Annotated in this window: 19 protein-coding genes; 8 read left to right on the forward strand and 11 right to left on the reverse strand. The window is 64.5% G+C overall.

Annotated features, from left to right (window positions below):
* Window positions 1-201 precede the first annotated feature (201 nt).
* Window positions 202-771, forward strand: a complete 570-nt coding sequence (gene hpt / locus SVXhr_RS05235; RefSeq protein WP_015788325.1) for a hypoxanthine/guanine phosphoribosyltransferase — start codon at window positions 202-204, stop codon at window positions 769-771.
* A 32-nt stretch (window positions 772-803) separates the two neighbouring features.
* Here the strand turns inward: hpt and SVXhr_RS05240 are convergent, their stop codons facing one another.
* The 5 genes from SVXhr_RS05240 to SVXhr_RS05260 all read right to left on the reverse strand — a co-directional run bounded on the left by SVXhr_RS05240 (window position 804) and on the right by SVXhr_RS05260 (window position 5,306).
* Entirely contained in the window at window positions 804-1,190 is a 387-nt protein-coding gene (locus SVXhr_RS05240) for an FUN14 domain-containing protein (RefSeq protein ID WP_275740102.1), read from the reverse strand.
* 51 nt (window positions 1,191-1,241) lie between these two features.
* Window positions 1,242-2,234 (reverse strand): transcription initiation factor IIB, encoded by a 993-nt coding sequence (locus tag SVXhr_RS05245; RefSeq protein WP_275740103.1) that lies wholly within the window; start codon window positions 2,232-2,234, stop codon window positions 1,242-1,244.
* A gap of 249 nt (window positions 2,235-2,483) precedes the next feature.
* Window positions 2,484-2,768: a DUF357 domain-containing protein gene (locus SVXhr_RS05250; RefSeq protein WP_275740104.1), complete on the reverse strand. Its 285-nt coding sequence runs from the start codon at window positions 2,766-2,768 to the stop codon at window positions 2,484-2,486.
* A gap of 54 nt (window positions 2,769-2,822) precedes the next feature.
* Window positions 2,823-3,458, reverse strand: a complete 636-nt coding sequence (gene amrA / locus SVXhr_RS05255) for an AmmeMemoRadiSam system protein A (RefSeq protein ID WP_275740105.1) — start codon at window positions 3,456-3,458, stop codon at window positions 2,823-2,825.
* A gap of 96 nt (window positions 3,459-3,554) precedes the next feature.
* On the reverse strand, window positions 3,555-5,306 hold the full coding sequence (locus SVXhr_RS05260; protein WP_275740106.1) for a DNA mismatch repair protein: 1,752 nt from the start codon (window positions 5,304-5,306) through the stop codon (window positions 3,555-3,557).
* A 126-nt stretch (window positions 5,307-5,432) separates the two neighbouring features.
* Between SVXhr_RS05260 and SVXhr_RS05265 the strand changes: the two genes are divergently transcribed.
* The gene (locus tag SVXhr_RS05265; protein ID WP_275740107.1) at window positions 5,433-5,801 is read left to right on the forward strand and encodes a hypothetical protein; all 369 of its coding nucleotides are present in this window, start codon (window positions 5,433-5,435) and stop codon (window positions 5,799-5,801) included.
* Between the two features lie 74 nt (window positions 5,802-5,875).
* The gene (locus SVXhr_RS05270; protein ID WP_275740108.1) at window positions 5,876-6,484 is read left to right on the forward strand and encodes a hypothetical protein; all 609 of its coding nucleotides are present in this window, start codon (window positions 5,876-5,878) and stop codon (window positions 6,482-6,484) included.
* Window positions 6,485-6,507: 23 nt separating this feature from the next.
* Here the strand turns inward: SVXhr_RS05270 and SVXhr_RS05275 are convergent, their stop codons facing one another.
* A complete protein-coding gene (locus SVXhr_RS05275) occupies window positions 6,508-9,339 on the reverse strand; it encodes a DEAD/DEAH box helicase (RefSeq protein WP_275740109.1) in 2,832 nt (943 codons plus the stop codon).
* A gap of 136 nt (window positions 9,340-9,475) precedes the next feature.
* On the opposite strand from SVXhr_RS05275, the gene SVXhr_RS05280 reads away from it, so the two are divergent.
* A complete protein-coding gene (locus SVXhr_RS05280; protein ID WP_275740110.1) occupies window positions 9,476-10,246 on the forward strand; it encodes a creatininase family protein in 771 nt (256 codons plus the stop codon).
* Window positions 10,247-10,277: 31 nt separating this feature from the next.
* On the opposite strand, the gene SVXhr_RS05285 is transcribed toward SVXhr_RS05280, so the two are convergent.
* Window positions 10,278-11,675: an ATP-binding protein gene (locus tag SVXhr_RS05285; RefSeq protein WP_275740111.1), complete on the reverse strand. Its 1,398-nt coding sequence runs from the start codon at window positions 11,673-11,675 to the stop codon at window positions 10,278-10,280.
* A 142-nt stretch (window positions 11,676-11,817) separates the two neighbouring features.
* Here SVXhr_RS05285 and SVXhr_RS05290 point away from each other — a divergent pair, with 142 nt between their 5' ends.
* Window positions 11,818-13,074, forward strand: coding sequence for an MgtC/SapB family protein (locus SVXhr_RS05290; protein ID WP_275740112.1), 1,257 nt, complete (start codon window positions 11,818-11,820; stop codon window positions 13,072-13,074).
* A 26-nt stretch (window positions 13,075-13,100) separates the two neighbouring features.
* Here the strand turns inward: SVXhr_RS05290 and SVXhr_RS05295 are convergent, their stop codons facing one another.
* From SVXhr_RS05295 to SVXhr_RS05305, 3 genes are read right to left on the reverse strand one after another with little or no spacing between them, the layout of a single operon-like run.
* Entirely contained in the window at window positions 13,101-13,856 is a 756-nt protein-coding gene (locus tag SVXhr_RS05295) for a metallophosphoesterase (protein WP_275740113.1), read from the reverse strand.
* Window positions 13,856-15,523: a hypothetical protein gene (locus tag SVXhr_RS05300; RefSeq protein WP_275740114.1), complete on the reverse strand. Its 1,668-nt coding sequence runs from the start codon at window positions 15,521-15,523 to the stop codon at window positions 13,856-13,858. Before SVXhr_RS05300 ends, SVXhr_RS05295 begins: the two co-directional genes overlap by 1 nt.
* Window positions 15,520-16,791 (reverse strand): Single-stranded DNA binding protein, encoded by a 1,272-nt coding sequence (locus SVXhr_RS05305; protein ID WP_275740115.1) that lies wholly within the window; start codon window positions 16,789-16,791, stop codon window positions 15,520-15,522. Before SVXhr_RS05305 ends, SVXhr_RS05300 begins: the two co-directional genes overlap by 4 nt.
* 502 nt (window positions 16,792-17,293) lie before the next feature.
* On the opposite strand from SVXhr_RS05305, the gene SVXhr_RS05310 reads away from it, so the two are divergent.
* The gene (locus tag SVXhr_RS05310; RefSeq protein WP_275740116.1) at window positions 17,294-17,956 is read left to right on the forward strand and encodes a 2,5-diamino-6-(ribosylamino)-4(3H)-pyrimidinone 5'-phosphate reductase; all 663 of its coding nucleotides are present in this window, start codon (window positions 17,294-17,296) and stop codon (window positions 17,954-17,956) included.
* A 35-nt stretch (window positions 17,957-17,991) separates the two neighbouring features.
* Here the strand turns inward: SVXhr_RS05310 and SVXhr_RS05315 are convergent, their stop codons facing one another.
* The gene (locus SVXhr_RS05315; RefSeq protein WP_275740117.1) at window positions 17,992-18,285 is read right to left on the reverse strand and encodes a hypothetical protein; all 294 of its coding nucleotides are present in this window, start codon (window positions 18,283-18,285) and stop codon (window positions 17,992-17,994) included.
* Window positions 18,286-18,428: 143 nt separating this feature from the next.
* Between SVXhr_RS05315 and SVXhr_RS05320 the strand changes: the two genes are divergently transcribed.
* Together SVXhr_RS05320 and aglG are read left to right on the forward strand one after the other, a co-directional pair.
* Window positions 18,429-18,755, forward strand: coding sequence for a ferredoxin family protein (locus tag SVXhr_RS05320; RefSeq protein ID WP_275740118.1), 327 nt, complete (start codon window positions 18,429-18,431; stop codon window positions 18,753-18,755).
* 71 nt (window positions 18,756-18,826) lie between these two features.
* The gene (gene aglG / locus SVXhr_RS05325) at window positions 18,827-19,789 is read left to right on the forward strand and encodes a glucosyl-dolichyl phosphate glucuronosyltransferase (protein WP_275740119.1); all 963 of its coding nucleotides are present in this window, start codon (window positions 18,827-18,829) and stop codon (window positions 19,787-19,789) included.
* Window positions 19,790-19,848 lie beyond the last annotated feature (59 nt).

Consider the following 19,848-nt stretch of genomic DNA (forward strand, 5'->3'; position numbering starts at 1 on the left):
GAGTCGACTTAATCCTTCTCAAATACCCCGATCCTGTCACTCGGTACGAGGGCCATCACGAAGGGTGTCTGTGGCGGTCACGTCCGAAACACGGTTTGGATCTATGCGATCCGGACGGTCAGTACCGTTCAATAATCGGATGAGAGACCATCGGCTGGTCGATTACGTGCAGCTTTTAATTACGGGGGCAGTACCGCCGCCATGGATCGGCTCAAACAGTCGTTGCTCGACGCCCCGGTAATCGAAAAGGAGGAGTACCAGTATTTCGTCCATCCGATCAGCGACGGCGTCCCGATGCTCCGTCCCGAGCTCCTGCGTGAGATCGTCATCCGGATCATCCGGAAGGCCGAGCTGGAAGATGTCGACAAAATTGTCACGCCCGCGGCGATGGGAATCCACATCTCGACGGCTGTTTCGCTGATGACTGATATCCCGCTGGTGGTCATCCGCAAGCGTCAGTACGGGCTCGAGGGCGAGGTGTCCCTCCAGCAGGTCACCGGCTACTCCGAGAGCGAGATGTACGTCAACGACGTCTACGAGGGCGACAAGGTGCTCGTGCTGGACGACGTTCTTTCGACGGGTGGGACGCTCGCCGGCATCACTGGGGCGCTCGAAGAGATCGGCGCGGAGATCGTCGACATCGTCGCGGTCATCAAGAAAGTCGGCGGCGAGAACAAGATCGACGATTCCGATTTCGACGTCAAGACGCTGATCAACGTCGACGTCGAGGACATGGAAGTCATCATCGTCGACGAACAGGGCGACGGGTAATTCCAGCAGGAAAACAGCCCTCAGGCGTCCGACTATCCTTTCTTGAAGCCGACCAGAAAGCCACCGGTGAAGCCGGCACCGACCGGCACCGTCGAGAGGACGCTCATCACCCACGACGGGGGCTGAGCGGCTGCAGCACCACCGGCTGTCGAGTTGTTGACCGCTCCGGTCGCGTTGGTCGCAACGCCAGTCGCGTTTTCGGCGGCACCCGAAATCGCATCCCAGTTCACCTCCAGGATACCCCTGGTTTCGAGGAATTTGAACAGCGCGAGTTCCAGGCCGATAATGATCGCGATGAGTTTCGCGACTTTCTTGGCCGCGAATCCGATGACGCCGCCGATAACTGCACCACCACCAACTTCGAGCCCGAGCTGCTGTGGGTTGTCCAACCCGAGTTGGAGCGGATTTATGTCTACCATACGCGATGGGTCACAGCCGTCAGTTAAGACTCTTGTGGGAGGCCGCCCAGCTTACGCGACCTGCTGGCTACCGGCCGATTTAGCCTCGAGAAGCTCCTTGTAGCGGTTCCGGATCGTCACTTCGGAGATGTCCGCGACCTCGGAAATGTCTCCCTGGGTCACTCGCTCGTTGCTCAACAGCGCGGCCGCATAGATCGCGGCCGCGGCGATTCCGACTGGACTCTTCCCGCTGAGAATACCGGATTCACGCGCGGAATCGACGAGTTCGCGAGCCTGCCGGGAAACTTCCTCGCTCAGGTTGAGGTCGGAGACGAACCGCGGAATGTAACTTTCGGGGTCGGCGGGCTTGACCTCCAGATTCAACTCCCGGACGACGTAGCGATACGTCCGTGTGAGCTCCATCCGGTCGATCCGGGAGACGCGTTCGATCTCGTCGAGACTGCGGGGGTTGCCGGCCTGTCGGGCGGCGGCGTACAACGACGCCGTCGAGACACCCTCGATGGAGCGGCCTGGCAGGAGGTTCTCGTCCAGCGCGCGGCGATAGATGACGCTGGCGGTCTCGCGAACGTTCTCGGGGAGGCCAAGCGCCGAGGCCATGCGGTCGATCTCGCCGAGGGCCTGCTTGAGATTGCGCTCTTTGGAGTCACGCGTCCGGAAGCGCTCGTTCCAGGTGCGCAGGCGCTGCATTTTCTCGCGCTGGCGGCTGGACAGCGAATTGCCATAGGCGTCCTTGTCCTGCCAGCCGATGTTGGTCGAGAGTCCCTTGTCGTGCATCATGTTCGTCGTCGGGGCACCGACGCGGGACTTCTTGTCCTTCTCGGCGGAATCGAACGCCCGCCACTCCGGACCGGGGTCGATCTCGTCTTCCTCGACGACGAGGCCACACTCCCCACAGACGGTCTCGCCGCGTTCGGAGTCCGTTACCAGGTCGCCACCACACTCCGGACAGACCTCCGTCTTTGTTTCCTCGTGCTCGACCTGTTGGTCAGTCTTGCGTTCGCCAGTTCGTTCTGTCGGTCGTGATCGGGTTGATGTTTCACTCATGGTGGGGGTTTCGGGTAACAGCGGGAGACAAAATATTAAAGCGCTGGATTACCCGTTGTGAGAAAAAGTAAGTGACGAGAACATTTAAACCTTTGCCTAAGTCTTATATATGCCGCGTCTCCATGGCAGGAATTTGCATACCAGTATCCATTCCGAAATCTCCCCCGAATGCCCCTGCTATCCATAACCTACCCCAGCCAGACATATCTCGGTCGACGTCACCGGCAGTAATGCTCGTTGATCGAAAACTTAGACGGTGAAGAGGTGTCCATCCGTGGGGACGTCGAACAGCCCCACCCGAGCACCGGCGTCGAGCCAGGCGTGCCCGTAGGAGAACGCTGCAAGTGCGTTGACCGGATCCCCCTCGTCACGAAAGTGACGGCCGTCTTCGAGATACGACTGGGCCATCTCCTCGAACTCCGCGGCTGCCTCCCCGAGGGGTGTCCCCTCGGGTGGACGAACCGTGGCAGCCTCGAGGGCTTCGGTCAGCAATCGCTCGTAGCGGTCGGTCTTCTCGGCGAGGTCGGCTGGCATGTGTCGCTGTTCACGGTGTTGGCCCCTCAGTCTGTCGGCTGTATCGACGCTGGTTCAGTCTGTCGGCTGCCCGTCCACCGCGGCCTGCGTGTAATCCTGCACTCTAAGGCTCCCGTGGGGGGACTCCTCGGCAAACACCTGCGCCGAAAATCGCTTGACGGTCGTGTTCTCGCGTTGCCAGCCATCAGGTGGTAATCCGGCTTTCTTCGCGGCCTCCCGGAGGAACTTCTCGGCACTCCAGTCCCGATCGGCGGCGACCTGCGGGAGCAGGAGTCCGCGCTGTCGGCCCGTCGCGATCATCAAGCCGTCACGACCGACGACGATGGCCGCCGGATCGACGTCCGGAAGCGGTTCCGGTGGTGTCAACACGCTCACGGAGACCGTGATCGCATCGAGTTCGTCCGGCGAAACCGGCGGAAACCGTGGGTCCCCCGTCGCCGCCTCGGTCGCGGCAGCGTTCAGGGCCGCTTCCAGCGGTTGGTCGGGTCGCGGACGGCCGATACAGCCCCGCAGTTCGCCGTCGCTCTTCAGGGTGACGAACGTCCCCCGTTTCTCTGAGAGGACTGCCAGATCGGGAGCCGGCGGCGGGGACCCATCTGTGACGACAGCCGCCACGACCGCTCGGGCGTATTCAAGGAGTTGCTTCCCGGTTTCGGTGTCGAGACAGCCGTCTTTCTCACCCGTTGCCATCGAATTGGTGTTAGGCTTCCGTGTTCCTACGCCCCGGGCCCCAACATTGTGGGCCTTTAGACGAGCCAGTCCGGCGGAACGGTTCGGCCGAAGGCCTCAGCCGGACCATTCGGCGTCCGAAAGCGTCCGCTGGACCGCCTGCTCGCCGACGGCGGCAGCCAACGTTCGAAACCCGCCACGTTCGCTTCGATCGTCGGCATCGGCGACGAGTCGCGAGACAATGAATTCCGGCGTCGAGCGGCCGACGGTCCCAAAGCGTGGCTGGTAGTCGACTTCGAGTTCGAGATCTGTTGTCAGTCCCTCGGCGAAGATGCCGTCAGTTCGGGCTGCGGCCGGTAACGGTTCCAGATCGTCGGCCAGGTGCGTGACGAACACGCCGAGCGCCGGCTGGTCGACGGTCAGCGTGACCAGGCCGTGAAGGAGATCGGCGGCGCTGCCGGGTTCGGTGATCGCCTCGAACTCGTCGACCAGCATCAGGGTTCGGCCCTCGTCTGTCAGGGGTGGCACGACCGTCCGGAGGGTCGATTCGAGCACGCCCGCGTTAAAACTCGCGTGCCTGCGGTGGAAAACGACGGCGTCGACGACCCCGACTTCGGCGGCATCCGCTGGCACCGGCAGCCCCATCTGGGCGAGCAACTGCACCTGCGCGAGCGTCTCAAGCAGCGTCGTCTTCCCGCCGCTGTTGGCTCCTGTCAGGACCGCAACCCGATCGCCCCGTGGCGGTTCGTTCGCGCCGGCGACGGACAGTGAGTGGTCCCCGACCGCGTAGGTAACGGGCTGGACGGATACGTCCGCGCCGATCAGTTCGAGGTTGCGAGCGTTCTCGACGGCCAAGACGCGTCCCTCACGATAGGTCGGCGCGGTGAGATCAAACGCCCGTGCGAACCGGGCCAGCGAGACGTCCCGCGCGATCTCGTCGACGATCTCGACGGCGGCGTCGATGTCCTCGCGAGCCAGTTCCAGGCTCGTCTCGAGACGCTCGCGAACCTCTGCCTCGCGTTCGTCGACGGCCTCGCGTCGGTCCGCGGCAAGGTCTCGAAGCGTTTCCGAGACGAAATCAGTCACGTCCGGGGCATCGGCGACCATCGCCTCCCTGACGGCTCCCACGTCGACGCCGGTTTCGCTGACGACGTGGTCGACGAATCGCTCGCGGAACTCGTCGCCGCCCCGGACGCCAGCATCGCGGATCGTGGCGATCACCGACTCGGCGTCGGCGGCCATGTCCTCGATCGCTCCAAGCTGCATTTTGAGATCGTCGAGACGGTCGTCAGCACCGGCCGCGACGCCGTCCGCCTCGAGCGCGGCGAGCGCGTCGGCCGCGGCCTCGAGCTGTTCGACGTCGAGGTCTGCGAGCGGCGCGAACACACCGTCGGTGACACCGGTCTCCCGCAATGCCAGTGCGGTCCGGACGCCGGCGAGATCGCCGCCTTCGACGCTGTCGTAAGCCTCGAAGGCCTCGATGATGTGCTCCCGGGTCGCTTCGTCGAGGTCGTCCCAGACAGCCGCGGCGTCCATGACAGTTTCGAGGCGCGACTCCATGGCTGCCTGCGAATCGAGGGGCGTGAGCAGCCGGATGCTGTTTGCGGCGTGACGAGTTACGGCGTAGTCACTCGCCAAGTCGAGCACAGACTTATAAACCGATCGGGCGTCGCGGGTCGAAAGCACGTCCATCGCCCCGCCCTGTGCCCGGCGGAGGATCCGCGTCGCCCGTCCGCGACTCAGCCCGGCCTCGGTCAGCGTCCGGAGATCGCCGGATTCGATGGCTTCGAGCGCGGCTTCGACGCCCAGCGACTCGACGAGGAGGTCACGGGTCTTCGGCCCGACGCCCCAATAGTCCGCTACGTCCATGGTAGCATGCTCTCCCGGGCATCCTTAAGGTGTTACCCTCCAGCGGGGAACAGATCAGGAATTCGTGTAACCATGAGTTATTTCTACATCGACACTACTTTGCCACTGGATTCTATCGTCATCTGTATGAGTGGACGGACGACAGCTTCGTCTCATCGCCCCTCATCACAATCGAAAGACGACGTGCCGCTTGGGATCATTGTCATTGCGGTTCTCGGCCTGATCGTGACCGTTCTCGGCTCCCTCGGCGCGCTGGGGATGCTCGCCCAAAGCGGCGGGTCCGTCGCAGTTGGACTCCTTGTGCTCGGTATGAGCGGTGCCCAACTGCTGGTCCTCCTCGGACTGCTCGCCCTCGAACCGTGGGCGTGGACGTGGGGGCTCGTCCTCTTCGGTTTCGGGGCGCTCATGGACCTCGTCGAGTTAGACATCGTCAGCCTCATCATTTCGCTCGCGATCATCTTCTATCTCATCAGCAAGGCCGACTATTATCGGTAGCCGTCGCGAGTGAAACAGCCGCCCGTTGGTACCCAGCCGGCAGTATGAAATATCTCGATTGACAACCACGACCAATGAGCGCCCCAGACGACGGGACGTGTCCACAATGTGAAACGCCGCTTGCGGGCGCGGATGAGTGCCCCGAGTGCGGGCTCACGATCCGGACGGCCGAGGACGGACTGACCTCGGAGGCGGCCGACGCGATCGTCGAGCGGACGCTGTCGAACGCGTCGGCTCGGCGACAGCCCACCGGCCGAACGCTTCCGTACCCGCTCCGATTGGCGTCAGCGCTTGCGATCAGCATCCCCTTCGCGCCGTTGTCGGCGTTCGCTCTCACGAGTCTCATGCCGGCCCATCCGATCATCGTCATTCTTGTCGGCGTCCTCTCGTGGATGTGTCCCGCTGCCGTGCTTGCGCGAACGCCCGTTCCCTCGCTGATCGTCGGCCGGGGGCTGACCGTGATGGGGGCGGTTGTCGCCGTGACGCCGCTGGTCGTCGCCGGCGGCCGGGCGCTCGTCGGCACTGCCGCGACCACGAACCCCCCGATCGACGGGTCCCAGACCATTTACGGGTCGTTTCTACTCTTTGGCCTGATGATTCTAGCTGCCGGAATGGCCGTCTCACGGGTCGCCGGCCGGAAACGTGACGCCTGGCAGGACGCCAGCCCCCGCCATCGAGAGTGATTTCCGCCGGGAACCGCCAGCTGTCACTCCCAGAACGATCGCGTCCGGGCGTACTCGCGTTCCCGGGCGAGGATGTCCCGGTAGAAGTCGTCCTCGTTCTCCCGGAGTTTGTTGATGATGCGGGCCGCGTTCGTCGGCCCGACGCCGCGGCCTGCCAGCGCGATGATGGCCTGCTTGCCGTGGCTCTGGACGAGATCGGCGGCCTGGTGGGCGCGCTTGGTCCGACGCTCCTGTTCGTCGTCTTTCTCGTCGGCCTTGACTGCGGTGACGGTCTCCTCGTCCCAGGGGTTCAACGCGGCGATCCGGGTCGATCCACACTCCGGACACGCCGGCTGGTCGCGCACCCGCTTGACCGGTTTGGTGGTCTTATAGGACTCACAGTGTACACAGAACAGGATGACGCGGTCCTCCTGGATTCGGTCTTTCAGCGTCTGGATCACGCTTGCGTCGGCGTTCTCGGGGGCGAGGAGTTCCTTGCTGCCCGAGCGACCGCCGCGACCGATCGCCGTCCGGCCGCCGACGGTCTCGACAGCGATGTCGCCCGACTGGATGTCTCGAAGTAACTCGCTCGTTCGGCCGATGGCGAGTTTCTCGTGGATCAACTCCCGCAGGGCCTCGTCGTAGATCGGGGTGTCTTCCAGGGCCTCAAGTAGCCGATCCCGGCCGAAGCGACTGCTCCCGCGGCCACGCCAGTTCTTGAGCGCCCCGAACTTGGTGGCGATCTGCGCCAGCCGGAACTTCAGCGCGTCGGCGTTCTTCAGACTGAGCTCGATCAACCCCTCGACGTGAGCGGGATCGGTCGATTCGAGTACGTCGACGACGTCGCCGGCGGTGACGTTGCGGGGCACCTCCAGAGAGATCCGATAGGGATCGACGTCGAGGCCGACCGACGAGCCCGTCCGCTGGCCGAGCAGTGCCGAGAGGAGTCGACCGAGTGTCTCGTTGACCTTGTGGCCGAAGGCGGCATTGAGGACGACGTCCCGTCCCTCGAACTCCACGACGATCCGATTCGGGCCGGGAACCGGTCCCTCGTGGTGCTCGATCTGGTCGAGCGCGGAGCGGATCGTCGCCTCGGCGGCATCATATCTTCCAGCGAGGTGTTGGGCGACGCTTTCTGGATCCCCACCCGCGCGGAGTTGCTCGGCGGCGACCCCCCGGAGCTCGGCGACTTCCTGCGCCACGTCGTAGGGCACCGGAATCTCCTGGCCGGTCCAGGAGGGAACTTCGCCCGCTGGATCGCCGACCGGCGTGACGTGGACCGTCTCCTCATCCTCGTCGATCTCGGTGATGCGCCACATCTCGCCGGCCTGGATGAACACCTCCCCCGGCGCGGCGAAGTTCACGACGAAGCGTTCGTCCAGCGTCCCGACCTGCCGGCCGCTCGTGCCGTCGGCGACGTCGTAGGTCGCCTCGTCGGGGATCATCGAGAGGTTGTGATAGAAGTACTGCCAGGTCCCCCGGCGTTTCGAGAGCTCGTCGTCGTCCGCCTCGAGCCAAATGACGCGATTGTCGGCGAGTTCACGCACGATCTCCCGGAAGACCGCTTCGGAAATATCGCCAAAGGGGTACGCCCGCGTGACGATCTCGTAGGCCCGGCGGGCGTCGACCTCCCCCAGGTCCATGACGACGCCCGCGATCTGGTTGGCGACGGTGTCCCGACTCCCGTGGTGGATCGCTGCCGGTTCGACCTCGCCGGCCCGGGCCATTCGCGCAATGGCGAGCGCCTCGAAGGTCTCGTCGGGGCTCGTCGTGACGATCGTCCCCGCGGACGTTCGATCCCGGCGATGGCCCGCCCGCCCGATGCGCTGGAGCAACCGGGAGACTTGCCGGGGGCTGTTGTACTGGACGACGTGATCCACGCGCCCGACGTCGATCCCGAGCTCCATCGAGGAGGTACACAGCAACGCGTCCAGGTCGCCCGCCTTGAACGCGTCCTCGACCTCGACGCGAGTGTCCGAGGCCAGCGACCCGTGGTGGATGCCAACGTCCGTGCCGTACTCCTTGAGTCGCGAGCCCAACGCTTCGGCCGTCTGGCGGGTGTTGACAAACACCAGCGTCGACTCGTGGGTTTCGATCAGTTCGTCGATCTGCCTGACGTGACTGGCGACCTCGGCATCGGTGACGATTTCGCCGGCGACGTTCTCGTCGCGCTCCTCGATCGAAGGGCGGACGACGTCGATCTCGATGTCGCTGCCGGCGTCGATCTCGACGATCGAACACCCGCGATCGCCAGTCAGAAACCGCCCGACTTCCGCGGGATCGCCGACGGTCGCCGAGAGCCCGATCCGCTGGAACGGGCCGGCGAGTTCCCGGAGGCGTTCGAGGCCGACAGTCAACTGTGCGCCGCGTTTTGCGGCCGCGAGTTCGTGGACCTCGTCGACGACGACGTGAGCCACGTCTCCGAGTCCCTCCCGAAGCTTCTCACCGGTCAGGATCGCCTGCACGGTCTCGGGCGTGGTGACGAGGACGTCCGGCGGATCCTCGGCCTGTTGCTGGCGGCGGTATTGGGTGGTGTCACCGTGGCGGACGTCGATCTCGAGGTCAAGTGTCTCACCCCACCATTCCAGGCGATCCCGCATGTCGCGATTGAGTGCCCGCAGCGGCGTGACGTACAGCGCGGCGATCCCGTCGGGCGGATCCCCTTCGATGGCGTCGAAGACCGGGAGCATCGCGGTCTCGGTCTTGCCGCTGCCGGTCGGGGCGATCACCAGCGCGTCCTCACCGTCGGCGATCGGGGGGATCGCGCGACGCTGTGGCTCGGTCGGCGTCGTGAACCCGCGATCGGACAGCGCCGACCGGACGGCCTCACCGAGGTGCGCGAAGACGGCGTCACCCTCGCGCGTCGCCTCGCTCATTACAGCAGTATTGGGTGCTGAGCCGATTAAACGCGTTGGAAGGTGTGTCCACAGATGCCACTTTGGTACTCCTTGATCGTTCACGTGCAATCGCACATGGGGACACGTTCTTGCCCTCGAAACCCGTTGGAGGTGTATGTACCTCGCCGACGCCGCGTGGCCGGATCTGGAGTCGTACTTCGAGTCGGAGTCGATCGCACTCGTCCCGCTGGGTTCGACCGAGCAACACGGCCCACATCTGCCGGAGGGGACTGACCACCTCATCGCCGAGGCGTTCGCGCGTGAGGCTGCCGACCGGACTGGATTCCTGCGAACGCCGCCAGTCCGGATCGGCGTGAGTCCCCATCATCAGCAGTTCCCGGGGACGATGTCCGTCGATCCGCCCGCGTTCCGAGACTACGTCGAGAGCTTCACCCGAAGTCTCACCAACCACGGCATCGATCGGGTGATCTATGTCAACGCCCACGGCGGCAACATAACCCATCTCAGAGAGGTCGGTCGGCGACTCCGCGAGGACGGGACCGCCTTCGCTGTCGAGTGGATGTGGGACGAGAGCATTCCCGAGCAGGTCACCGATGCGTTCGAACACAACGGGCCACACGGCGGCCCCAAGGAGACCGCACTCATCCAGCACCTCCATCCTGATCTCGTCCACGAGGATCGACTCGAGGAGGCGCGTGACACCGGCCTGGTCGAAGTGAGCGAGGACGTCGGTCGCGTCCACGGCGCTCGCACGTTCTACGATTCGATCGAGAACAGCGAGAACGGGGTCTTCGGGGACCAGACTGAAGCGACCGCGGAGATCGGTGCAGAACTGTTCGACGCGGCCAGCGACGAACTCGTCGCACTCGCCGAGTGGCTTGACGAGCAACCGTTCGAGGGTCTCATGCCGAGAGAGCACGTGTGACTGGCTCGGCTTGATCCTGTCCGTGGGGTGGTCAATTATTGGCGGTACTTCGACCGTCCAAGGCGGACAGTACGTCGGCCAGGTCGTAGAGCCAAACATCGTCCCGGTGGTCAGCGACTCGCTTGAGGTCCTCCGTGTATCCCGAGCGGCTGAAAAGGGCATAGAGCGGTTTCGAATCAGTTGGCTCCTCGGACCAGCGGACCTCCGCTGTCGTTCGTTCGAGGTCCGAGAGAATACCCTCGCTCACGGGTTCTGCGGTGAACTTACACTCACCGGCCACGAGTCCGTCTGGACTCAATCCGAGCACGTCCAGTTCGTGCTGTTTGAACCACCATTGACCGATGTCGGTCAAGCGCCGGTCGACCAATTGTGGCAATGCCCGCTGACAGAGTCGTTCGAACAGTGGACTAACGTGGTCCGCGATCTCCGGGGCGACAATCTCCTCGTAGGCGTCCTCGCCAAGCAGTCGAAGTTGATCCTGATTGCCGTAGACGAACCGGAACCAGAACCGGAACAGCGGTGCCGCGATCCGATACCGGCCGTGTTTGGACGCCGTTGGTGACTCCGTCACGGGAATGTGACGCTCGACGAGGCGGATTCGTCTGAGCTTCTGCAGATACGAACTGAGTGACTGGGACTCCATCCCGGCCATCCCGGCTATCTCGTTCGGCGTCCGACGGCCGTGGGCGAGCGCACGCAGGATGCTGAAGTACGTGTTCGGCTGCTGGAGTTCCATCCGCAGTAAAAACTCGGGCTCGGAATAGAGGAGTCCGCGTTCGGAGAGGATCGACGTCTGGACGTTTTCCGAAAGCGATCGCTTGGGATCGATCGTCTGGAGATAGTGCGGCGTCCCGCCATAGATCGCCCACGCTGTGATCGCCGTTTCGGGATCGTATGCAGGATAAAAATCCCGTGCGTCGCCCGCAGTTAGTGGCTGCAGGTCGATCGTCGCTGTACGGCGACCGTACAGCGGCGCGCTGCCGGACAGCACTTTGTCTTCCATTACGCTGATGGATGACCCGACGAGGACGAGCGTCATCTCAGTGTCCTGTAGCTTCTGATCCCAGACACGCTGGATCCGCGACGGAAGTGATTCGTCTTCCTCGATCAGGAACGGGAACTCGTCGATCACGACGATCGCATCTTCGTTCCCCAGCGCTTCCAGCAGTGCTTCCCAGTCACGACGAACGTTTTGTAGTGATGGGAACTGTGCTGTCGCAGCGTCGACGAACTGTTCGAGTTGATTTTGGCCGGTCGATTCGACCGCCTGATAGTAGACTGCATTGTCACGATCAGCGACCGACTGCCGGACGAGTTCGCTCTTGCCGAGCCGTCGTCGCCCGTAGATCACGACGAAATCCGCGGTGTCCCCATCGTAACACCCCGTGAGCTGATCGAGCTCGTCGCTTCGATCGACGAATCCCTCCATATGGTATTGTTCTCGTGAGACGATATAGAACTACCGAATTCAGAAATCTGCATTTCGGAAATCTGTTTTTCAGAAATCTGTATTTCTTTATCGACTTCCACACCTAGTGGTTTGATACCGGACCACACGAAATGAGTATACGATGGTCGATCCGTCAACCGCGCCGTTCGTCGAGGTGATCGGTCACCTCGCGCTAGCGTTCGGGATCGGCGCGCTCGTCGGCCTGGAACGCGAACAGAGCGAGTCCGGCGGGACCTTCGCCGGGAGTCGGACGTTCCCGTTGATCGCACTCTACGGGGCCCTCGTGGCCGGGTTCTTTCCGGAGTTCTTTCCGCTCGCGCTCGCCGTCCTCGCTGTCCCGCTCACCGTCGCCTACGCCGGGAAGGTGTACTACGAGCGGGACATCGGGCTGACGACGCTCGTGGCGGCGCTGCTGGTCGCCGTCCTCGGCGCGATAACGATGCACTCTTCCCGGGGTGCGACCGTCGCGATCGTCGTCGGGGGTGGCGTCACCATCCTGCTGTCGGTGAAAGATCCGATCCACGAGTTCGCCGACCGGATCGAGGAGGGCGAACGGCGTGCCTCGGCGAAGTTCATCCTCGTCGTGCTGGTCGTCCTCCCTGCCCTTCCGGACCGGTCGGTCGAGGCACTCTACGGACTCAACCCCAGATTCGTCTGGCTGATGGTGGTCTTCGTCACGGGACTGGGATTTGTCGCGTACGTCCTCGGTCGCATTCTCGGCCTGGAACGGGGCATCGCCGTGACGGGCATCGTCGGCGGGTTCGTCTCCTCGACGGCGACGACGGTGTCGATGGCCGAGAAGACGGTTCAAAACGAGACCCTGTATCACGTCTGTGCCTTCGCGGTCGTGACGGCCTCGATCGTGATGTTCCCGCGGGCGCTCATCGAGATCGCCGTCGTCAATCCGGAACTGGTCCCGAGCGTCGTGTTGCCGCTCGGCGCGATGACAGTGGTGGGAGCCGTCGCCGCCGGGCTGTTGTACTGGCGGACGACGGCCGAGGAGACGGTCGAACCCGACGAACTCGACAACCCGTTTCGATTGCGACCGGCGCTGCTCTTCGGGATTATCTTCGCGGTCGTGTTGCTGGTCTCAGAGTACGCAAACCAGTGGCTAGGTGCCTCGGGTGTCTACGCGACGGCGTTTTTCTCCGGGCTGGCCGACGTCGACGCGATGACGATCACGCTGAGCCAGCTCGCCGCCGAGGGCGAAGTCACTTCATCGGTCGCGACGACGGGAATCGTCATCGCGGCGATCGCGAACACCGCCGTCAAGGCCGGACTCGCGTGGGCCCTGGGCTCGAAGCGACTCGGCAAGCTGGTGACGATCGTCCTCGCCGCAGTCGTTTTGAGCGGTGTCGTGTCGCTCGGCGTCGTGTGATCGCAGTCCTGGCAAACCCCGGTTGTCTAGATCTGATCGTACGGCCCGAGTCGCGTCCCGTCAAGCAAATAGGCCGTCCCGTCCGCGAGTCCGTCCGGAAGAAATGGGGACAGAAAGGACTGCCCCTCGACGTTGATCCAGGTGCCCCCGGAGAGGTCGTTGAACGCCGGGAAGACGACGAGTTCGCCGTCGACTTGCAGACGCGTGTCGCCGTAGTGGTCCTCGAACAGGGCTGGCTCGATCGCTCCGCGGAGCCAGACGCGTTCCTTCCGTCGGCCGCCGACCTCGTCTTCGAGCCGGACGACGGGGTGCTCGTGGCCGATACAGACCGTCTCGGCCGTGAAGACGTCAGGTGCGGGCCAGGTGTGGCCGTGGGCGAATCCGACTGATCCCAGGCGCACGCCCGATCCGTCAGTGATCGCCACGCCTTCGCGGTCGGCAAGCAGCGACTCGATCTCGCCGTCGTGGTTGCCCTTCACGAGCGTGAGCGGGACGCGCTCGGTGATCTCCGAGACGAGACGGTCAATCTCCTCGCGCTCGTCCCGCTGTGGCGTCCCGATGGCATGACCCAGGTCGCCCAGGACAACCAACCGGTCCGGATCCGTCTCGGCTACCAGCGAGAGCACGTTCTCGCGCCGCTGGTCGGCCCCGGACGCGAGTTCGACCCCTTCTCGACGCAACCCGGCTTCGATGCCGGCGTGGACGTCCGCCACAACAAGGGCGCGTCCATCCGGAACCTCGACAATCGCTGCAGGTGCGCCGGGGACCGGTTCGACCGCCATCAGATCGACTTGAGCCGGCCGTCGCTGGGTTCGTAACACCGGCCGTTCATCAGCGCATCCTGGATCGCGTCCTCGACATCGGCCGCGTCGACGCCGTGGGCGTCCTGGACGCGCTCGATGACCGCCTCACGGTCGGCCCCGTCACCGTCGTCGAGCGTCGCCATCGCGTCCATCGCCGCGTCTTCGAGGTCGATGTCCTCCGGCTCGGCCGCGGATTCGTCTGCTCCACTCGCCAGCTCTTCGGATCCCGGTTCCTCGGCAGCCGGTTCCGGTTCGCCTTCGGTCGCCGTATCCGTTTTCTCGGCTGCAGGAGCCGCTTCGTCGGCCGTCTCTTCGGTTGCAGGAGTCCCCTCGTCCCCAGCCGTCTCCGGTTCGATCGGTTCGTCGGGCGTCTCGATACCGGCTTCGCCTGGCTCGTCGACCTCCGTGCCGGACGTGAACTCGGTCCCGAACTCGTCTTTGATCTGCTCGCGCTCGTCCTCGTCGAGTTCGAACTCGCCATCGAAGTCTTCGAGGTCGGCCGTGTCCTCACTCGGCTCGTCGGTCGGGGTATCCGTCTCTGCCGCTGGGGTGTCCGTATCCGTTTCGCTCCCTTCCTCACTCGTCCCGGTCACAGATTCAGCTTCAGGGGTTTCGTCGCTGTCGAATCCATCGCCTTCGGCCGCGTCGCTCTCCCCGGACACGTCAGCCGTGGACGCAGACGCGCTCTCTTCAGACGCCGCCCCTGCGTCACTGTCCGCGGTCGTCGAAGCGGTGTCATCGGCCGATGGCGACGCGTCAGCTGTCGACGCCGATGTATCGACTGTCGATGTCGTCGCCCCGGTCGATGGCGTCTCCTCGTTCTCCGTCGCCGGACTCTCCCCCTGTTCGGCCGTCCCGGCAGGCACCCTCGCCGGTTCGCCGATCGACGCGGTCTCAGCAAGCGCGGCCAGATCAGCGTCGCCGCCCTGATCTGGGGACAGCGACAGGGATTCGACCTCGTCGCGCTCGCCCGCAACGACTTCGAGCGCCGAGGTGGCCAGCGTTCGCATCGCCGCCAGGTACCCCGATGTCGTCCCGTAGTGGTCCAGCGCCAGCGGGATCCCGGCCGCCAGCCCTGGTTCGACACCTCGTTCGTCGAGTGCCGCCCGGAGTTCGTCGCCGCGGACGTCGAGTTCCATCGCCGTCGCCATCGTCCCGACGCGTTCGAGCGTCGCCTCGGCGGCCCCGACCGTCCAGCGGTCGCGAGTCACCTCGTCGACCTCGTTGAGACTCTCCGGACGGATCGAAGTGTAGACGACGTCGCTATCGTCGGGCTGGAAGGTCCGGGCCTTGCCCGTCACGGCAACGTAGGCCGGCGGCTCGGCGCGTTCGAGGAACGTCTGGGCGTCGGGCTGGTACTGGCCGGCGTAGACGACGAACGTTCCGGTCGGGTCTGCGATCCGCGCCCGGAGGACGTCCTCGCCGGCCGGGCTGACTTCCGTCAGGACGCCCACGGCGAACAGGCGATTGACGCGCGCGCCGGTCGGCGTCACGACGTAGTTGGGCGCACGGTCGGCGTCGCTCTCGGAGTAATCGAAGTCGCTGTCGTCGAACTCGGCCGCGAACACCCGATAGGCGACCTCGCGACGGCCCGGACTGTCGTCCCCGCCGTCGTCAGCATCGCCGTTTCCGTTCTCGGCGCTCATGGTTCCACCTCCGCGAGCACCTCGCGGGCACGCTCTGCTGGGTCGTCACCGCGGGCAGCGAACTCGGTGGCGTTCAGCGTCGCGCCGAAGTCATCGACGCTCAGCGATCCGCGGACGCGGAACGCTCGCCCGACGATGGCCTCGCGGATCGCGTCGGTCACCACGTCCCGATCCATCGCGTCGCGAGCGTGGTCTCGAGCGTCCTCGAGCCCGCCGCCGTAGACCTCGGCGGTCAGTTCCTCGTCGAGGACGGCCGTGACCGTTCCCGTCCCGTCGTCGAGGATCGCCTTCGTCCGGAGGTCGTCCTCGCCCTCGACCGCGCCGTGGCTCCGACACTGGCCGTTCTGGACGACCCGGCCGCACTCGGGGCAGCGCTCGATGAGTCCCGAGCCGTCCCGCACCGCGATTGCGGTCCCGGTCACTTCCACGTCGAACAGCCCGCCACCCTCGACGGCCTCGCGGATGGCCATCCGGGGGGCGTCGTCGGTCGCCTCGACCGTCCGATCGAGTGCGGTGACGGTCGAGAACTCCGAGACGTTGATCGCCGGCGCGCCGCGGAACTCCCTGACGAAGGCGTCCTCGATCCGGATCGACGCGCCTTCCTCGATCTCGGCGTGTGGATCCCAGTCGGTGAAGGGGAGTCGGGCGGTCTCGTCGGCGAGCACGCCGCTTAAGATCTCGGTCTCGCCGTCGCGGCCGTCGATGATCTTCTGCTCGCGTTCGAGGACCTGCACCTCAGCGTTGACGCCCCGGTCTCCCGGTGCGAGTGCCGCGAGCGTGCGATCCCCGCCGATCTCGTAGGGGACGTCGATCGCGTCGTCGCTGAGGCGGACGGTCGTGCGCTCGCCGAGGTTCAACTCGGGCTCGCCGTCCCACTCACGGACTCCAGCGTTCTCGATTCGGACGACGTCACCGGGCTCGACGCCGAAGTCCTCCCAGGCAGTGTAGGAGATTTTGCCCGTTTCGTCGGCGAACTCGCCCTCGTGGATGACGTGATCCGAGCCCTGGTACCGGATCGAGCGTGTGCCGACGGTCAGGAAGACGCCGGTCACGGAGACGGCGTCGTCGCCAGTCGAGACCTCGGCGACGTCGGCTTCGGGGATTGACCCGCCACTGTCGTCGGTGTCGCCGTACTTCCGACGGAGGCTCTGTACTGCTTCCTCCAGCGGAACGCTGTAGGAGACGAGGTTCTGTAGGTCTTCTTTGACCTCCGCTTTGTCAACACCGAGGTCGGAGGCAAGCTCCTCGGCTTTGTCTTCGACGGACATGGTCGTCCGTTCGACCGCAGCGGGTAAAAAGACACCCGTCAGCTAGCTGGCGGTGTTTAGTTAATCGAGTCATGGTTGGGAACAGCCAGAAAGCCCCGAGTGGCTCCGGTCGAGGCCCTCGCTGCGCTCCTCACTGCGTTGCGGTGCTAGCGTCGGCCGTCTTCCCGGAGCCACTCGCCCCTTTCAGTCCCGCCCATGCCGGCTGACCAACCGGTCTCGGGTGGGACTGAAAGGGGCGAGGCGTGCGCGGCGGTGCAACCGCCGCGACCATTCGAGGCCGGCTCGCCGGCCTCGCGCTCGGCGACGGCGCGCACGGGCAAGCACTACAGCGAGGGAGCTCGCGACCGAGCGAAGCGCGCAGCCGGCGCACCGAGCCGACCGCCTCGGGGCTTTCTGGCTGTTGGAAGTGATTCCTGCTAAACTAAACACTACCGGCTAGCCCGCCGTCACGCTCGACGGGGCCGGCGAAAGTGGCTTTTTGCTCCCGCGAGAAGCCCCCACGATGCACGTCGTCGTCAACGCCGCGATGAGCGCGGACGGCAAACTCTCGACGCACGACCGCGAGCAGGTCGCGATCAGCGGCGAGACGGACTTCGACCGCGTCGACGGGCTCCGGGCCGACAGCGATGCCGTCATGGTCGGCGTCGGGACCGTCCTCGCTGACGATCCCTCGCTCACGGTCGACGACCCCGATCGAATCGCTCAACGGCGTGACCGTGGCGATCCATCCCAGCCCGCTCGCGTCGTCGCCGACTCCCGGGCTCGGACACCACCCGACGCTCAGATTCTCGACGACGAGGCCGAGACGTACCTGGTCGTTGGCGAACGCGCGGCGACGAAGAAGGTCGAGCGGCTCGAGTCCACGGGTGCCACAGTCATCGCCGCCGGTCACGATCGGGTCGACCTGTCTGCGGGACTCGGCGCGCTCGAATCCCATGGTATCGACCGACTCATGGTCGAGGGCGGCGGCGAACTCATCTTCTCGTTGTTCGCGTACGATCTCGTCGACGAACTCTCGGTGTTCGTCGGCCCGATGCTCATTGGCGGGCGCGATGCACCGACGCTCGCCGATGGCGACGGGTTCCTCGAAGGGTTCCCGGTCCTCGATCTACGCGACGTCGAGCAAATGGACGGCGGCGTCCTGTTGCGGTGGGACGTCGCCTGAGAAGCTGTATTGTGTTTTCGCGGTAACTCAGTCGCTCAGTGGCTGTGTTCGATCAGGTCCTCGTATCGCGTGTCGAAGCGTTCCTCGAAGCGATCCATCGTCGCGGCTTCGACTGCTTCGAGTTGCTCGTCCGGTTCGCCCTGGCTGTGATGGACGGCGGAGTGCATGCGCTGGGCGAACCCGAACATCGCGATGTCGGCGACGACGGTCGGCGTCGACTCGTCGCCTTCGGTCAGCGAGTCGATGAGTTCGACCGGTAGCTCCATCTCGTCGGTCGCGTCGTCAGTTTCGAGCGTTACTGTCGTCGTCTCCAGATCTTCGGCTGCCATGGCCCTCCGTTCGGTGACCGGCCTTAAGCCTCTATCGGGACAGACGGGCACCCCGGTCGGCCTTGGCCGTTCTGTCTCCCCAAAACCCATCACAGCCTGCCCGCTGACGTGGATTTATCCACCCCCTTGCCGAACCTCATTGCATGCCCATCGATCCGGAGTTCGCCCAGAATCGCGACGTCGTCGACGAACACGAGGGCCACCACGTCTGGGGCCCCGTCGAGGAACCTGAGACGCTCGGTATTCACGGCACGCACGTCGCCGTCGACTTCGACATCTGCCTGGCGGACGGCGCGTGTCTGGAGGACTGCCCGGTCGACGTCTTCGAGTGGGTCGAGACGCCCGGCCATCCAGTCAGCGAACGCAAGGCCGACCCGGCTAACGAGTCGTCGTGCATCGATTGTATGCTCTGTGTCGACGTCTGTCCGGTCGACGCGATCGACGTCAATCCGGCGCGTGCCGAGGAGTGAGGCTGGCTGGTCCTCTGGCGTCCCTGGTTTGAACGGAAACCGTTTTCCTGACCGCTCCCGCACGTCTCGACATGCGCGTCTCCGTCGTCATCTGTTTGCACACCCTCGACCGCTACGACGACTTCACTGAGGCGGTCGAGAGCGTCCGCGCCCAGACGTACGACGACGTCGAACTCGTCCTCGTCAGCGACGGCAGCGACGCGGTCTTCGAGCAGTTCCGGACCGACTTCGGCGAGGACGACGACGCGACGCTCGTCAAACTTGCGGAAAATCGGGGGTTGCTCGAAGCCCGCAACGCCGGTGCCGAGGCAGCTTCGGGTGAGGTGGTCGCCTTTCTCGACGACGATGCGATCGCCGCGCCCGACTGGATCGAGCGACTTGTCGAGGCCTACGAGGAGCGTGATTCGCTCGCGGTCGGAGGGAAGATGACGCCGGAGTGGGTGGCGGGCAAGCCTGACTTTCTGCCGGCGGAGTTCTACTGGCTCGTCGGCGTAACCCATCGTGGGTTCGGGCCCGACGGAGATATGGACGCTGCCGGGGAAGTTCGGAACACCTTCGGGTCGAATATTTCGTTTCGGCGGGACGTGTTTCTGGAACTTGGCGGGTTCGACACGAATATCGGAGGGCGGCAGGGCGACGCGAACCTCCAGGGCGGCGAGACGGAACTGTGTGCCCGACTCCGCGAGGAGTACACCGAGGGCGTCTGGTACGTCCCTGAAGCCGAGGTCGCCCACAAGGTGTTCGAGTACCGGACTGAGATAAGCTGGTTGCTCGATCGAGCGTTCTGGCAGGGGTACTCCAAGCGAGCGATGGAAGTGCTAGTTCCCGAATCCGGCAGTGAGGAGCGTGGATTTCTGAGTCTCCTCGCCGGCCGGTTTCTACCGATGCGTCTTCGGAAACTCGTGTCTGGGCCAAATCGCGAACGACTCCTGAAATGTATGATGCTACTTGTGTTTACAGGGGTGGTCGGTGTGGGATATCTCTATGGAGGGATCAAATACAGTCGCCTATTCATGCATGGATCCGACCGATAACTCAAGCGTCCGTGTATTTGGTAGTATTCAATCTGGTGTGGTCGTGACTGCAACCGTTT

Source organism: Halorhabdus sp. SVX81, from assembly GCF_029207715.1.
Classification (GTDB): domain Archaea; phylum Halobacteriota; class Halobacteria; order Halobacteriales; family Haloarculaceae; genus Halorhabdus.

What these genes read in the sequence shown, in the direction of transcription:
- hpt (WP_015788325.1), top strand. Translation starts at nt 202, where the DNA reads ATGGATCGGCTCAAACAGTCGTTGCTCGACGCCCCGGTAATCGAAAAG.
- SVXhr_RS05240 (WP_275740102.1), bottom strand. Translation starts at nt 1,190, where the DNA reads ATGGTAGACATAAATCCGCTCCAACTCGGGTTGGACAACCCACAGCAG.
- SVXhr_RS05245 (WP_275740103.1), bottom strand. Translation starts at nt 2,234, where the DNA reads ATGAGTGAAACATCAACCCGATCACGACCGACAGAACGAACTGGCGAA.
- SVXhr_RS05250 (WP_275740104.1), bottom strand. Translation starts at nt 2,768, where the DNA reads ATGCCAGCCGACCTCGCCGAGAAGACCGACCGCTACGAGCGATTGCTG.
- amrA (WP_275740105.1), bottom strand. Translation starts at nt 3,458, where the DNA reads ATGGCAACGGGTGAGAAAGACGGCTGTCTCGACACCGAAACCGGGAAG.
- SVXhr_RS05260 (WP_275740106.1), bottom strand. Translation starts at nt 5,306, where the DNA reads ATGGACGTAGCGGACTATTGGGGCGTCGGGCCGAAGACCCGTGACCTC.
- SVXhr_RS05265 (WP_275740107.1), top strand. Translation starts at nt 5,433, where the DNA reads ATGAGTGGACGGACGACAGCTTCGTCTCATCGCCCCTCATCACAATCG.
- SVXhr_RS05270 (WP_275740108.1), top strand. Translation starts at nt 5,876, where the DNA reads ATGAGCGCCCCAGACGACGGGACGTGTCCACAATGTGAAACGCCGCTT.
- SVXhr_RS05275 (WP_275740109.1), bottom strand. Translation starts at nt 9,339, where the DNA reads ATGAGCGAGGCGACGCGCGAGGGTGACGCCGTCTTCGCGCACCTCGGT.
- SVXhr_RS05280 (WP_275740110.1), top strand. Translation starts at nt 9,476, where the DNA reads ATGTACCTCGCCGACGCCGCGTGGCCGGATCTGGAGTCGTACTTCGAG.
- SVXhr_RS05285 (WP_275740111.1), bottom strand. Translation starts at nt 11,675, where the DNA reads ATGGAGGGATTCGTCGATCGAAGCGACGAGCTCGATCAGCTCACGGGG.
- SVXhr_RS05290 (WP_275740112.1), top strand. Translation starts at nt 11,818, where the DNA reads ATGGTCGATCCGTCAACCGCGCCGTTCGTCGAGGTGATCGGTCACCTC.
- SVXhr_RS05295 (WP_275740113.1), bottom strand. Translation starts at nt 13,856, where the DNA reads ATGGCGGTCGAACCGGTCCCCGGCGCACCTGCAGCGATTGTCGAGGTT.
- SVXhr_RS05300 (WP_275740114.1), bottom strand. Translation starts at nt 15,523, where the DNA reads ATGAGCGCCGAGAACGGAAACGGCGATGCTGACGACGGCGGGGACGAC.
- SVXhr_RS05305 (WP_275740115.1), bottom strand. Translation starts at nt 16,791, where the DNA reads ATGTCCGTCGAAGACAAAGCCGAGGAGCTTGCCTCCGACCTCGGTGTT.
- SVXhr_RS05310 (WP_275740116.1), top strand. Translation starts at nt 17,294, where the DNA reads ATGCACGTCGTCGTCAACGCCGCGATGAGCGCGGACGGCAAACTCTCG.
- SVXhr_RS05315 (WP_275740117.1), bottom strand. Translation starts at nt 18,285, where the DNA reads ATGGCAGCCGAAGATCTGGAGACGACGACAGTAACGCTCGAAACTGAC.
- SVXhr_RS05320 (WP_275740118.1), top strand. Translation starts at nt 18,429, where the DNA reads ATGCCCATCGATCCGGAGTTCGCCCAGAATCGCGACGTCGTCGACGAA.
- aglG (WP_275740119.1), top strand. Translation starts at nt 18,827, where the DNA reads ATGCGCGTCTCCGTCGTCATCTGTTTGCACACCCTCGACCGCTACGAC.